Raw genomic sequence first — 14,209 nt, forward strand, 5'->3', positions numbered from 1 at the left:
TAGTCATTTGGAGGGTTCACTATGTTCACAGTAGCATTCATGGAAAGCGAATTGGGAGGCGACGGCTTCTTCTCGGGCATGCCGATTTTTATGGTCGGATTTTTCGTTCTCATCATCGGGTTCATTCTGTTCGGAGTCATATCTGCAGCCTCAAAGGGGATCTCAACGAATTCTTTGACGCAGCAACTGCGCGAGCATGCGGCGCGTCTCGTGAGTCCGGGTGAATCGGACGCACTGAACTACGTCGCATACTTAAAGACGTTGACACGGTTTCCGGTCGAAAAGACGAATCTTGAACCATTCCGGATTGCGACTGGTATCTTAAAGCTCGTTCAAGGGACAGATCTAATCTCTGAAACGATTAAAAAGCAGATCGAAGTCCAGTACTTACGGCTCGGCATTTTAGATGCGGATCATTTAGCTGATGAACAGCCGGTCCATCGACATCACCATCACCATTAAAAAGAGTCCTAAGGGCTCTTTTTTTGTTGAAAACGGTTGAATCGTGACATCTAATTGTCATATACAACGATTTAGATTAAAGTTGTATGAAATTGAAATCTTTTTGAGCAGAATACTGTGTATCGATTGAAAAAAGTTTACAATGAATGAACGGGAATACCTTTATTGCTGGAGAAAGATAAAGGGAAAGGAGTTGAATTCCTTTAATGAAAACATGGCTGAATCGAACGATTGGACGGCAAATCATGTCTGCGTTTTATGTGATTTTTCTGACACTGCTGCTAACGACAGGTGGTGTCTACCTATATACGAAACAACAGGTGGATGAATCACGCCAAGAATTAAAGATGTTAAACGAACATCGGACACGAGCGACGGATTTATACGAATCATGGCAAAGTATGCAGTACGAGATGCGTGGCTTCGTCTTGCTTGGTGACGAAGAGATGTTAAAAGAAATCGAAGAAAAGAAAAATGGTATCAATCAACAAACGACGTGGTTCGAGCGAAATGCACGTTTTAAAGAAGAACGACAGTATGCAACGGACGCACGGGAACTCTACACGGCGTATACCCAACGCGTCATGCCAAGCCTCGTCAATTATGTCGCGGCGAAAAAAGACGGCAAAGTGACGGAGCCGTTCTTGAAGATGACGACGCTTGGAAAAGTCACGAAATCAAAACCACTCGATCCACAGCGAAAGTTCAACATCAAGACGAAGAGTGCGGCTGATATGAGTTCAAGTATCGTTGATATGGAGAGCGTTTTTACAAAATATCGTAATTCCTTGAACGATCAAGAGATGGCGGCACAAGAGCGGCTTGGTAAACAAGTCAACTCGTCGCAAATTCTCGGAGCAGTCAATATCGCAATCCTCTTATTGATCACGCTCGTTTTCGTCCGACCATTCGTCCGCCGCTTGACGCGTCAGTTGCGTCAGTTGAACCGGGAAAGTGGACGACTCGCTAAAGGTGAAGATGCGACGCCGATCGTCATCACGAATCGTCAAGATGAGATTGGTGAATTGACGACAACGTTCAACCAGATGGCAGCCGCCATTTCCGGGCAAAAACATCAACTTGTCGCAAGTAACGACGAACTCCAAAGTCAACAAGAAGAATTAATTGCTCAGCAAGAAGAACTGCAATCGCAACAGGAAGAGCTCGAAGAAGCACTCGACATCACGTTACGTAACGAGATTCATTTGCGTTATCGCAATGAGTTGACCGAGACACTCGCGTCTCGCGAAACGTTGACGGCGTATCCGGCGATCATCGAAAAATTGATCACAATTACCGATGCGGAGCTCGGAGCGATCGTCTTCTTAGAGCAAGACCGCTATACGAATCTCGTCTCGTACGGGATGACGAAGGAGCAAGAGTATCAGTTATTACATGCTTCGACGTCATTACTTGAACGCGCCCGTCTAAACAAACGTGCCGTTCGTTCAAGTAAACAAGTCGCGAGTCATCATCCGCTCCCATATCCGTACACGATGTACGAAATCGTCGTACCAGTGATGGACCCGGCGACGAACACGATGATTGCAAGCATTTATCTCGTCCGTTACCGAGATGCTTTTACGGAAGAGCAGACGAACGAAATCTGGTCGTTCTCCCGTCAATTGGCACTCTCCTTGCTCCGGATGCGTGTCTTTGAAGAAGTCGAACGAGAACGGGAAAAGACGTCCAAACTTCTCCGTTCGATTCGGGAAGCGGTCATCTATATCGAAGGAGAGACGATTTTTGCCAATAAACCATTGCTCGCTTTATTCCATCATCCGGCGCACGATCAAGTGGCGGAAGAAGGATTGATGACGCTCGACGTCAAAATCGAAGAGTTGGCAGTGCAAGTCGATCAACATGAGGCGTTCTTAACCTACATGGATCATGTCTGCAGTCAGGAAATTCCGACGGAGAGCTTGGCGTTGTCCTTAAACAAGGAAGAGCGATTCGTCACGCTGTATGCAGAGGAAATTCATTACGGTGGTTGTTTCCGCGGTACGATGCTCGTCTTACGTGACGTGACGGCAGAGACAGCGATCGACCGGATGAAATCGGAATTCGTCTCGACCGTCTCGCATGAGTTGCGGACACCGCTTGCCTCGATTTACGGCTACACGGAATTGATGCTCGCGCGCGACGTACAGGAATCAAAACGTCAACGGTATCTCGAGACGATTCATGCAGAAACCGAACGGTTGACGAATCTCGTCAACGACTTCCTCGATGTCCAGCGCATGGAATCGAGTCAGCAACAGTATGACTTTAAACCGCTTGATCTGACGAAAGTCATTCAGGAAACGGTCGAGTTCCATACCGCTTCGGCAAAAGATCACGAGCTTGTCCTTGATTTTGAAGAAACGACGACGGGTCGGATTCATGCCGATGAACAAAAAATACGCCAGTTGTTCACGAACCTGATCAACAATGCGATCAAGTATTCACCAGATGGTGGTCAGATCACGATTACGATGCGTCAAGTCGAAGACCGGGTTCAGTTGAAGATCGAAGACGAAGGGATTGGTATTCCCCGTCACGCGCTACCACAACTGTTCAGTAAGTTTTACCGAGTCGATAATTCGGATAGTCGAAAAATCGGCGGTACCGGTCTTGGTCTTGCGATTTGTCAGGAAATCGTTCGTTCGCATGAAGGAATGATTCATGTCGAATCAACGGAAGGTGTCGGGTCAGCGTTCATCGTCGAACTACCGATCGTCCAGTCCGTCGTACCGGTCACGGAATCGGCAGATGAATGTTAATGTCAAAAACGTTCTTTGATTGAAAAATCAAAGAACGTTTTTTGTTGGTTTCCTCTGCAAAACGGGAATTAACTACTATCAAACAGAAAGGAAGTGAGGAGATGCGGCGAAGCAGATGGCCTTGTTAAGTCCGACGATCACTCATTCTTTGGATCCTGATCGAAGCCAGTAGTTCGTTCATTCCAGCTTATGTGATTGAACGCTTTTACTGGGAAGACCGGGGAATGAGCATTGCCGACGTCGTCATCGCAGAAATCGTCTTTGCTTGGGTCATGTTGATTGGTGAGGTTCCGTTCGGTTTGTTATCCGACCGGTGGGGTAGAAAGCCGTTTATTCTGGCTGGTTTCGTATGTGAGTGGTTATCGTTTACGGTGTTGATTGAAGCGCACTCCTTACTTGCCTTCCTCTTAGCGATGGTCTTTGCCGGCATCGGTGGCGCAGCACTTAGTGGAGCGATTGAAGCCCACGTCTATGAAACATTGCGAATGCAAAGGATAGAAGAGCGATTCGAGACGGTCTGGCGACTGATTTCAATCGGTGGTTTATTGACTTCAGGACTTGCGGCACTTGTCGGGAGTTACGCCGTGCGATCGGTAGACTTGATTTGGCACTATCACGTGTCCTGGTGGATTTTGCTCGGAACAGTACTGCTGACGTTTTTCTTAAAGGAAGCATCGCGAGAACAAGACGGAGAGACGAGTTCGTTGAAGACGTTGCTAAACGGTTTTTCGTTTCGACGCGTCTACGTCCGAATTCTTTGTCTTGTCTTGTTATACGGGGCGACGATTGATTTCGTCGATGAGTTTTGGCAACTCTATCTACGGGATCAAACGATACCGATGGTCCATTTCGGATTCGTCTTCGTGTTATTCCAAATCATGCAGGCGATCGGTGCGTCATTATCTCGGTTCCGATCGCCCGTCGGATGGGCGATGATCTATATCGTGTGTCTTGCCGGATTGTCGGTTGCCTCACCGCTCGTCAGTATCGGGTTACTCGGGACGCTGTACTTGTGCTATGGCTGGGCTGATCCTTATTTGACCACTGTCATCCAAGAAGTTGCACCGCCAAATGGACGCGCAACGTTTACGTCGCTGATCTCAGTCATTGAACGTTTAACTGTGCTTGGAACCGGTACCCTATTCGTCTTCGTCGAACGTGTCTTTTCGCTTCAGATGACCTATGCCGCGCTTAGTCTCGTCTCACTTATGTTGCTTCTGTTGTATAGTGTGACGCGAACGCGTCAGAACTGAATCAAAAAAAGGACAAAGGTGCATTGACCTTTGTCCTTTTGACTGTCATTTATTACGACACGTGTCGTTGCTCCTGAGAGGAACGTGCTAATACCTGGCGAGCTGGTTGCCACATCAACAAGGAGAGGACTCCTGCGAGCGCATAGACAATCTCGATCGCAAACAGATCGGCAAGCCATCCGAACAGCAGACTACCGAGACAGAAGCAGAGTGCATACACGGTTTGTTGCACGCTATAGACATACGGTAACCGTTCGAGTGGTGTCGTCGTCTGCAACAACGTATTCAGCTCGATCGCTCGGACTTGACTTGCAAACCCTTGGAACAGACAAGCTATCACGGCAAGTGTGACGATTGGAGCGAAAGCAAACAAGAAGGTCGCAACAATCGAAAAGCCGATACTTCGATAAAGCAAAGAACGCGTTCCACGACGACGTAACATCATGTAACTGCCGGCAATCATGCTCAGCAGATAGAAGGCATTTAGAATGCCCCACCAGCGTTCCGATAGCTGGAAATGTGTGTCGATGTAGACGAGGAACAGAGCAGAAATCCACGCCGTACTGACGAACGCATCGATTCCGACGAGATACGTGTTGGCTTTCGCGAAAGAATGCGATCGCGTGTAGCGAATACTCGACCGGAAGGAGACGTCTTCTTCTTCCATCGAAGGGTCGGGTAGAGAGCGGACGCTTCGATAGAACAGATAGCTGATGAGACTGGCACCTAAAAACAGACTAGCCGAGACGGACAAGACGGAAAGAGGCGATAACCAGCTGACCAGAATGGCGCCGAGCGGCCACATGATGAGCTGAATCACTTGATTCGAACCTTGTACGAGACTGTTAGCTTTCTGAACATCCTGACACAGTCGAGGGATGAAGGCACTTTCGATCGGACGAGCAAATCCGTCGAAGAAAGCGATACATCCAACGAGTGCGAGGATAAGTGGCAGTGGTAAATCAAATCCCCAGATGACGCCTAATAGAATCGTCTTGAGGAGTTGACTGCCGAACAACAAAGAGGCATGGGGAACACGTTGAGCGACTTGGGCGAATAAGAAGCCGCTTCCTGTCATGCCTGCTGTGACGAGAACAGGAAACAGGGCAGCGAGACTCGCTTGCCCTGTCGTTTGATAGATCATCGCGATCAGGGAGACGATATAGAGCGCATCTCCCGCATTCGCAATCCATTGACTGACCAATAAAAGCGTAAACCGGTTCATTCTGAATGACCTCCATATCGTACGTATTTAGTTAGGAGTGAGAATTCAGAATGACTTACATCGGACGCCCTCATTTCGTGTTTTTTTCTAGTGTAAGAGGAAAAAAATGGATTGTCAATCAGAATCGTGACGGGAGTTCCGGGCAACGAGTGTAAAGGGATCGACCATCGACGTCGCAGCGGCTTCGTCTTGAGCACGAGATGCCGATAGCTTGATTGGTTTTAGTTGCTGGCGGAAGCGGAAAGCCCGTTCGAGTCGACTCATGAATAGATTGCTGAAAAAGACGACTAATGCTAGCCCAATCAGTGGAACAAGGAACATATGATTGAGCCAAGACGTCGCTGAAAACTGGTTATAGTAATAACCGAACATCGAGGACCACTCAAAAATCGTTGGGGCAGTTCCTACATGTAAATTAACCGTTCCAGCGAAGAAAATTTTGAAAAGTGATAAGTGAACGAGTAACATCAACGTTTGGATGAACTGTTGCATAAAAACGATTGTCAACGTTGGAACAAGATGTGGCCAAATGTGGCGTCTGAACCGATGCCACGGACTGCCACCAAGCGTCTGGGCGACAATCATGAACTCTTGACTAAGTAACTGACGGGTCTCAGCAATCAGATAAAGCGATAAAGAGGGGAGACCAAGCAAAATCAAGACGATTAACTCGAACGATACACGGTCGAACAACGATGGGATAGCAGTCGAATCAAAGAACGTAAGTGATGGAAGCAAAATGAGCAACGCGACAAGAGAGAGCGGTAAAACTAAAAATCCATCAAGAATAAGTTTTAAGTATCGATTGACGCGAGCACTTCTAAAAGCTAGCGGAATCGCAATCACTAGCGAAAGAAACATTCGACCGAGCGCAACAATCATACAAATACCGGCTGTCCATTTAAATCCTTCAATCATCAATTGAAAGAGGTCATAGCCAGAGCGGTCTGTACCGAGCCATTGATCACTTGACGGTTTTAGTGGTGATGTCGCAAGGAACGTACCGTCTTCAGCATACCGGTTCGAGATTTGATCGACTTGACCATCACGAAAGATCGTATTTCCAAAACTAAGGAGCAGTAAACCAGTGAGTAAAAATAAACATAGCCAGAAGACAGGATCTCGCATCAAAGTACGACGCATCAAATCCCCCCTTTCCAGGCGTTAGGAATAAGCCATTCTGCCAACAAATCAATGATGAAAATCGGTAGATAGATTAAGAACAAGATGACCATCAAAATCGGCATTTGTCCATTATAAAAGACGAACCGGAACATACCTTGCACTTCGAACGTGTATTCAATGATCACGAGACTCGATAAGACCGTAATGATGTTCGCTCGGAAAAACAGATAAAACCGATAGATCATTGTCGGAATCAAGTGTTTCCAGAAAAGAGCGGCAGGACGAATGCCTTTAGCCCGTGCGAGTTCAAGAAAAGGAGCAGCTTCCTGTTCGAGTACTTGCGTCGTTAACCATTTGATGAAGAAGAATAGTGTTGTCAACGTTAGGGTAAGAATCGGTAAAAAACGAATGTACTCAGCATAGGATCCCGCAATTTCGATTTTGTCATACCCGGTCGTTTTAAACAGATAAAGGACAAGGAATTGTGAAAGAATGATCCAGAACAGATCCGGAACCATCTCAAGCGTCCGCGTTGTCTGTTTCAGCATCATGCGTGTTTTGCGGCCACTCCGATAAAACAAATAAGCATAAAAAATCGCACACACAGCGGAGACCAGCATAGCTGTCGTAAAGATGATTAACGTCTCTTTAATAAAGGGACTGATGGTAGGAAGCAATAAGAACTCCTTTTGAGCGGTTACGTTGAAATAGGTAATCTCATCAAGTTTCGTTAATTGAGCAAATTGCTGTTTCAGACCTTCCCAGTAGCTTGCTGGGTTGAATTTCATTTGCGCAACGAGTGCTGGAAGGGCGCTGATCGCAATCAAGACAAAAAAAGCCACGATGAGCTGAATTGATTTTCGGGCGATAAAAAACATGAAGGGAAAAACTCCTTTCTTTGGATCCTCAACCGATGGCGAGGATTCGGTCATTGCCAATTTGGATCAACTGACTGTTCATATGTTTCCGGCGCAGTACGTAGCGTTCGAACTGTTGCGTCGCGATGAACGAATCACGCGTCGAGACCGTCGAGAGCGTCATCAGGACATGTTTTAATTGTGGTTGTCCTTCTTGTAATGAGAGATGCGTCATTCGGTTCGCTCCGTCGAGTCGATTGAGGAATAGTTCGATCTTACAGCCTTCTTTGATTAATTCACTGATCAGGAATGCGGCTTGTTCAATGAACGTCTCAAATTGTTGATGGAGACCGTAACCGCTCGGGGCAGATAAGTTCAAGGCAATCGTAAACGTATCTTGATTGCTCGTTTCGAATACTTTTGCCTGCAAGCGACCGGTCTTCGCCGTCGCATACCAATCGATCTCTTTTGACGGTTCCGCCGTATAGGGTTTTGCACCGAGTTGAACCAGTTTGTTCTTGAGCGGTGAGTAACGGTCCGGTCGATCACCGATTCGTAAACGCTGTAAAAGAAGCGGCGTCGCTTGCGCCGTCAAGGACGGTAAGACTGTAAACGACGGATATGTATCGAACGTAAAGAGATAAACGCCCATCTTCCAGGGCAGGCGAATCGTCAAGATGATCTCATCGAACTCGGCTGGTCCGCGGCGAACCGTCTGAATCGGGATCGTCACTCCGTCTTCAGAGTCAATCACTGCATGAAACGTCGCCGGATGTAGTGGGTCCATCTCCGGGAAAATGACTCCGCCATCCGTGTGCAAACGAAGTGTCGCTTCGAGCCCAAGCTGACTCAAGGATTCGACGCCGAAGACTTGCAAATGGAGCGACGTCTTCTCCTGGTTGAACATCAATGATTCATAATGTTTCCATTCGATTGCGACATCCCGTCGTAACTGCTTTTCTGTTCGCCCGACGACGAAATGAATCGTCGCCAAAGCTGCGAACAGAAATCCGAGGACGGAAAGACGCGGAATGAAAAGAAAGAAGAACGTCATCGTGACGTACAGTGGAAAAAGTCGGCGTTCAAGCCAAAACGGGACGGAACGTTCAATCTGCATGATTCGTCACCCCATCTCGACCGGAACCGGCACGTCGTCCAGAATATGCGTCAAGACAGCCGCTTTCGTCGTCTTGATTCCACCTTCAAGTGTCAGTGTCAGGCGATGGGACAGGACGTGTTTTGCAAGATATTTGATATCTTCCGGGATGATGAAGTCGCGTTGATTCAAGAACGCATAACTTTGCGAGGCGCGAAGTAATGCAATCGCTCCACGCGGACTGACGCCGACTTCAATGAGTTCATGATTTCGTGTCGCTTGAACGATGTGTAATAGATAATCGAGCACGTCTTGCGATGCATGGACGCGGCGTGCCTCTTCCTGCCAGGAAATCAAGTCGCCACCTGACGCGATGCCGACGGCTGACCGACGTACGTTCGTCAGAATCTCAGACAATAAGCGACGTTCATTCTCGAAATCCGGGTAACCGACTTCAATTGCGACCATGAATCGATCGAGTTGGGCGTCCGGTAGTGGGAATGTTCCTGCCGATTCAATCGGGTTTTGTGTTGCGATGACAAAGAATGGGGCTGGCATCTGATAGGTTGTTCCACCGATCGATACCTGACGCTCTTCCATCGCCTCAAGTAATGCCGATTGTGTCCGCGGAACGGCGCGGTTGATCTCATCGATCAAGACGACGTTCGCAAACAATGGACCGCGTTTATTCTCGAACTCCTGCGTCTTTAAGTTGAAGAAGTCCGAACCGATGACGTCTGACGGGAGAAGGTCCGCCGTGAACTGGATCCGCGAGAAGGCACTCTCGAAGCTTTGAGCGAGCGCCTTCGCGAGCATCGTTTTCCCCGTTCCCGGTACATCTTCTAATAGAATATGTCCTTCTGCGATGAGTGCCGTCAGACAGAGATCAATGACGTCCGGTTTACCGAGATAGATCGAATTGAGTTGGTCTTTTAATTGTTGTAGTTTCATAGGAAATCCCTCCAAGGTCAAATGGTTGAGTAGCGTGCTAGTTGTTGTTCGAAGCGTAGAATTTCATCATTCGAGACGATCGTTTCCGACATATCACCGTAGCGGATATTCCGATACAACTGAAAATCGACAGGGACCTCAATTCGACGTAACCAGTCTTCAAGCGTTTCGTTCGGACGACGTTGCTGACTGCGCGGTAAGTGTTGCTCAAAGTGGATGACGAGATCACGGACACGTGAAGACGAATACGATGAATACAGGTAAGGTGATTTTCTTAAAGAGGCAGGACGAAAGATTGATTGAGCGAATGGAACGTCATCCGTTACGTCTCCTGTAGACCTGCGCCGTTTTTTCACGCGACGCGACTGAACGAGTTTCCAGACCATGAAACTAAATAAGCTGATTAAAATGACATATTGTAGATAAGAAAAGGGAGAGTCAGAGGCATCCGCTTTAAGGGATTTCCAGAGCTCTTTTGGACCAGGTCGTGGATTGATCGGTTCAAAAGGCATCTTGCCTTTTGTGTTAGTAGGTGAGTGACCGTTTTTAAAACTAATTTCGCCGTTCGCTTCAGTTTCTGCAATCGAAGGCTTTTTAAAAGGATTCGGCATGATGTAATGTGTATAAATATACGTCGCCGTAGTTTGAAACAAGAACAGACCAATCAAAATGACACCAAGCGACATGATAAAGCGTTGCCGTAACACAAGCGATCCTCCTTCCTGTTTTTAAGGAAAAAATATCCATATTTACTTAGGAAGATTTTAGCACACACGCTTAACAAATAAAAACAATTTTCTGAAAATAAAGACAAGGTGAGACGATTCATTTTCAAGTGGTGAGGGTATGATGGAATCAGTGGATCTTGAAAGAGAAAGGGTGTTTTGTATGAAATTGATTATTTTTGGAGCGACGGGTCAAACGGGGCAAGAACTGGTCAAGCAAGCGATTGATCACGGGCATGAGGTCACAGCATTCGTCCGCAGTCCGGAAAAACTGACACTACGTGACGAACGGTTACACGTCGTTAAAGGCGACGTGCTCGATCAAGAAGCAGTGACGACTGCTGTTGCCGGGCAAGAGGCTGTCCTGACGGCTCTTGGCACAGAGAGTCTTGCATACAGTGGCTTTTTAGAACGGAGTCTCGTCCGGATCGTGACAGCGATGAAAAAGCAGGGCGTAGACCGAATTGGTTATGTCGCGTCTGCCGGTGTTGATGATGAATTACCGGGTGTACAAGGAATGCTCGCTCAGCGGATTCTGAAAAATCCACTGAAAGATCACCGCCAAGCGATCGCGCTTTTGCAACAAGCGGATTTGAACTATACGGTGGCCCGACCACTCCGTTTACTGAACGGTCCGTTGACGGGGCTTTATCGTCAAGCAGATACAGGTGTTCCGGAAGATGCAAAACAAATCAATCGCGCAGATGTGGCGCATTTCCTCTTACAAGCAATCGAGACAGAAGATCATATCAAATCGAGTGTCGGTCTCGCTGAATGAAGAAGAAAGGTCTCTCCCGTCATACGGAAGAGACCTTTTTGAATGCTTATTGTTGGCGATAGACGGAGACCGAACCACCATTGACGAAGAATTGACCGTAGCCATCTTGGTTGATCGTGACCGATGCTGTGTTGTTTCCAGTGATGTCTGTCCAGACTTCTCCTTTGTTCTGAAGCCCGACGTACATCCACTTGCTACCGCCAGGACCATCCGAAAGGATTGTCGCAAGACCTGATTTTGCCCGGTCTGAGACACCTTCACGTGTCCAACCGATGATGTCTTGGTTATCGAGGTAATCATTTTGTTTCCCGAACGCGAAGTCCTTTCGTGCTTTAAGTAACGGATCAATCTTCGAAGCGAGTGCTGGAATTTCGCGATTCGACGTACCTTTTGTACCATAGTAGTCACCATAGAAGACCGACGGATAGCCTTGTTCACGTGTCAGAATCATCGCGTAAGCAAGCGGTTTGAACCATGACTGAACCGTTGATTCAAGCGATTGTCCAGGCTGCGAATCATGGTTCTCTACGAGTGTGACGGCTTGGACTGGATTGCTCTTGACGAGAGTACCGTCAAAGATCGTCCGCATGTCATAGTACCCGCCGCCTTTACTTGCCTGTTCGAACTTATAATGAAGCGGTGCATCAAAGACGGATTGTTGATAATTTGTCCGACTTAAGTAGTTTTGCAACGTGCCGAGATCGTTCTGCCAGTACTCTGCGACTGTAAACAATGGTTTGCCCGTCGTCTGACGAACATTCGCGAGCCAGTCCGCTAAGTAACCGTGTTTGATATGCTTGACGGCATCGAGACGGAACCCATCAAGACCAAGTTCGTTGACGTACCATTTACCCCAGTTCTTCATTTCTTGCTGGACTTCTGGATGATCGAAGTCGAGATCCGCATACATCAAGTAATCGTAGTTGCCATTTTCACCTGAGACATCCGTATCCCACGCTTTACCAGTACCGCGGAACTTGTAGATGGCGCTTTTTGAACGCGATTGATCCCAGTCCGTGCCGTCGAAGTGGTACCATTTCCACTTGAAGTTCGAGTAGAGGTTATTTCGCGCTGCAAAATTGAAGCCCGTCCATGCCTGGATTTGATAATCGCCAGAGACTTCTTGATTACGGTTACCCGGATTGACTTCGACTGCCGTGACGGCTTCCGTGAAATCGGCGCCACCTTTATGGTTCATGACGACATCGCCATAGACATCGATTCCGGCGGTATGCAATTGTCCGATCGCCGTTTTTAATTGCGCCTTTGTGCCGTATTTCGTACGGACCGTTCCTTTTTGGTTGAACTCACCTAAATCGTACAAATCATAGGCGCCGTATCCGACATCATTTTGCGAGGTACCTTTGTAAGCAGGGGGAATCCAGACCGATGTGATTCCGAGCTGATCGAGCTTTGTTGCATCACTCCCGAGACGGTTCCAGTGGTTACCGTCATTTGGCACATACCATTCGAAATACTGCATCATCGTTCCGTTGTCTGCCGTTGCGCCGACTGCAATCGGTTGCGCAAGTGGCGCTAAAAAAGCAACAGATGCGACGGTCGCTAAAATCCATCTTTTTTGTTTCACGTAAAGACCTCCTTATGATTTGTGAAATCGCTTGCATTATTTATTATAGGGAAGCTTCAGACAGGAGGAATATCATCCCGGATTCTTATTTGTAAGTCTCTTTTGTTCGTGACTTTTGACCCTAGAATATTTCTTCTGAAGTACTATTTCGATGGGATTGACGTCATGAATGAAAAAAATCAGGACCATCTAACCGTTGCCTTTCAATGAATATTCTGAACGACGACTCATCTACAAAAAAGCAGGTCTATCGTCCATCTTCCACCAGGAATGGATTCGGTGTGAAAATGAGCGTGTAACACCCGCTCTCATACATACCATTTAAGGGGGAACACACATGAACTGGAAGTCAAAGGTCACAGGTGCGCTTGCCGCAACACTTGCACTCGGGTCAATCGTCTTTACACCGGTCACAGCAAAAACAGTTGATCCAAAACAAGTTTCAGCAGGTCCGCAGATGGTTACGTCACAATCGACGATCGATGCGTACTATTTACCAGCAGCGGGGAAGACAGGGGCGGCGTTGAAGGCATCGCTGCACGATATCATCGATAATCATACACAAGTGTCATACGACACGGTATGGACAGCACTGAAAGAAACAGATCAAGATCCAAACAATGCGAATAACGTCATCGAGTTATACACGGGGAAATCGATTTCAAAGAGCAGTAACGGTGGGAATGTCGGTCAATGGAATCGTGAACATGTCTGGGCAAAGTCACACGGTGACTTTGGTACGTCAAACGGTCCAGGAACAGACTTGCATCACTTGCGTCCGGAAGACGTTGTCGTCAACAGCGCACGGGGGAATCTAGATTTCGATAATGGCGGTACGAAATACAGTGGATGTGATTGCTATCGCGATAGCGATTCGTGGGAACCACCGAACCGTGTCAAAGGTGATATCGCGCGGATGATCTTCTACATGGCGGTTCGTTATGAAGGTGGCGGAGAAATCGATCTCGAAGCTTCAGAAAACGTCAATAATGGTACGAACCCGTTACACGGCAAATTGTCGACGCTGAAAGCATGGAATAAGCTTGACCCAGTTGATAGCTTCGAGAAACGTCGCAACGATGTCATCTTCGAGAAGTGGCAAAAAAACCGGAATCCGTTCATCGATCATCCGGAATACGTAACATCAATTTGGGGAAATTGATGACGAGTCAGTGAATAGGAAAGGGGCTGACTCAACAGTCAGTCTCTACAAAGATAGGGGTGGCAGAATGATGATCTGCCACCCCTATCTTGTAACAAAAAGAATGACGCGTTTCACGCAACTCCTACAAAGAAAAGCGCATCTTTGCGCTGACAGAGACAAATAAGACCCGCTTTCCTGCTTGAATAAAGCAGGAAAACTGGCTTGTGTCTCGCCTGAGGAAAG

Annotated in this window: 12 protein-coding genes; 5 read left to right on the forward strand and 7 right to left on the reverse strand. The window is 47.4% G+C overall.

Annotated features, from left to right (window positions below; all coding sequences use genetic code 11):
* Positions 1-21 precede the first annotated feature (21 nt).
* From B4C70_RS00355 to B4C70_RS00365, 3 genes are all read left to right on the forward strand, one after another.
* Positions 22-462: a hypothetical protein gene (locus B4C70_RS00355; protein ID WP_214727881.1), complete on the forward strand. Its 441-nt coding sequence runs from the start codon at positions 22-24 to the stop codon at positions 460-462.
* Positions 463-668: 206 nt separating this feature from the next.
* Positions 669-3,224, forward strand: coding sequence for an ATP-binding protein (locus B4C70_RS00360; RefSeq protein ID WP_290776237.1), 2,556 nt, complete (start codon positions 669-671; stop codon positions 3,222-3,224).
* Positions 3,225-3,403: 179 nt separating this feature from the next.
* Positions 3,404-4,477 carry an MFS transporter gene (locus B4C70_RS00365; protein ID WP_341090077.1) on the forward strand — a complete coding sequence of 358 codons (1,074 nt, stop codon included), beginning with the start codon at positions 3,404-3,406 and terminating at the stop codon, positions 4,475-4,477.
* Positions 4,478-4,529: 52 nt separating this feature from the next.
* On the opposite strand, the gene B4C70_RS00370 is transcribed toward B4C70_RS00365, so the two are convergent.
* From B4C70_RS00370 to B4C70_RS00395, 6 genes are all read right to left on the reverse strand, one after another.
* A complete protein-coding gene (locus B4C70_RS00370) occupies positions 4,530-5,702 on the reverse strand; it encodes an MFS transporter (protein WP_290776239.1) in 1,173 nt (390 codons plus the stop codon).
* A 114-nt stretch (positions 5,703-5,816) separates the two neighbouring features.
* Complete coding sequence (locus B4C70_RS00375) at positions 5,817-6,845, reverse strand: ABC transporter permease subunit (protein ID WP_214769142.1); 1,029 nt, start codon at positions 6,843-6,845, stop codon at positions 5,817-5,819.
* Entirely contained in the window at positions 6,845-7,705 is an 861-nt protein-coding gene (locus tag B4C70_RS00380) for an ABC transporter permease subunit (protein ID WP_047390994.1), read from the reverse strand. The genes B4C70_RS00375 and B4C70_RS00380 overlap by 1 nt, the downstream gene beginning before the upstream one ends.
* Positions 7,706-7,733: 28 nt before the next feature.
* On the reverse strand, positions 7,734-8,801 hold the full coding sequence (locus tag B4C70_RS00385) for a DUF58 domain-containing protein (RefSeq protein ID WP_290776243.1): 1,068 nt from the start codon (positions 8,799-8,801) through the stop codon (positions 7,734-7,736).
* A gap of 6 nt (positions 8,802-8,807) precedes the next feature.
* Positions 8,808-9,731, reverse strand: a complete 924-nt coding sequence (locus tag B4C70_RS00390) for an AAA family ATPase (RefSeq protein ID WP_029341157.1) — start codon at positions 9,729-9,731, stop codon at positions 8,808-8,810.
* 17 nt (positions 9,732-9,748) lie between these two features.
* The gene (locus tag B4C70_RS00395; protein WP_290776244.1) at positions 9,749-10,438 is read right to left on the reverse strand and encodes a hypothetical protein; all 690 of its coding nucleotides are present in this window, start codon (positions 10,436-10,438) and stop codon (positions 9,749-9,751) included.
* A 181-nt stretch (positions 10,439-10,619) separates the two neighbouring features.
* Here B4C70_RS00395 and B4C70_RS00400 point away from each other — a divergent pair, with 181 nt between their 5' ends.
* Positions 10,620-11,234, forward strand: a complete 615-nt coding sequence (locus tag B4C70_RS00400; RefSeq protein ID WP_149427003.1) for an NAD(P)-dependent oxidoreductase — start codon at positions 10,620-10,622, stop codon at positions 11,232-11,234.
* Between the two features lie 46 nt (positions 11,235-11,280).
* Here B4C70_RS00400 and amyS read toward each other — a convergent pair whose 3' ends face one another.
* Entirely contained in the window at positions 11,281-12,822 is a 1,542-nt protein-coding gene (gene amyS / locus B4C70_RS00405; RefSeq protein ID WP_290776247.1) for an alpha-amylase, read from the reverse strand.
* A gap of 337 nt (positions 12,823-13,159) precedes the next feature.
* Between amyS and B4C70_RS00410 the strand changes: the two genes are divergently transcribed.
* On the forward strand, positions 13,160-13,984 hold the full coding sequence (locus B4C70_RS00410) for an endonuclease I family protein (RefSeq protein WP_149427005.1): 825 nt from the start codon (positions 13,160-13,162) through the stop codon (positions 13,982-13,984).
* Positions 13,985-14,209: the final 225 nt, after the last annotated feature.

The sequence above is a fragment of the Exiguobacterium sp. UBA5002 genome (assembly GCF_002396765.1).
Lineage (GTDB): Bacteria > Bacillota > Bacilli > Exiguobacteriales > Exiguobacteriaceae > Exiguobacterium_A.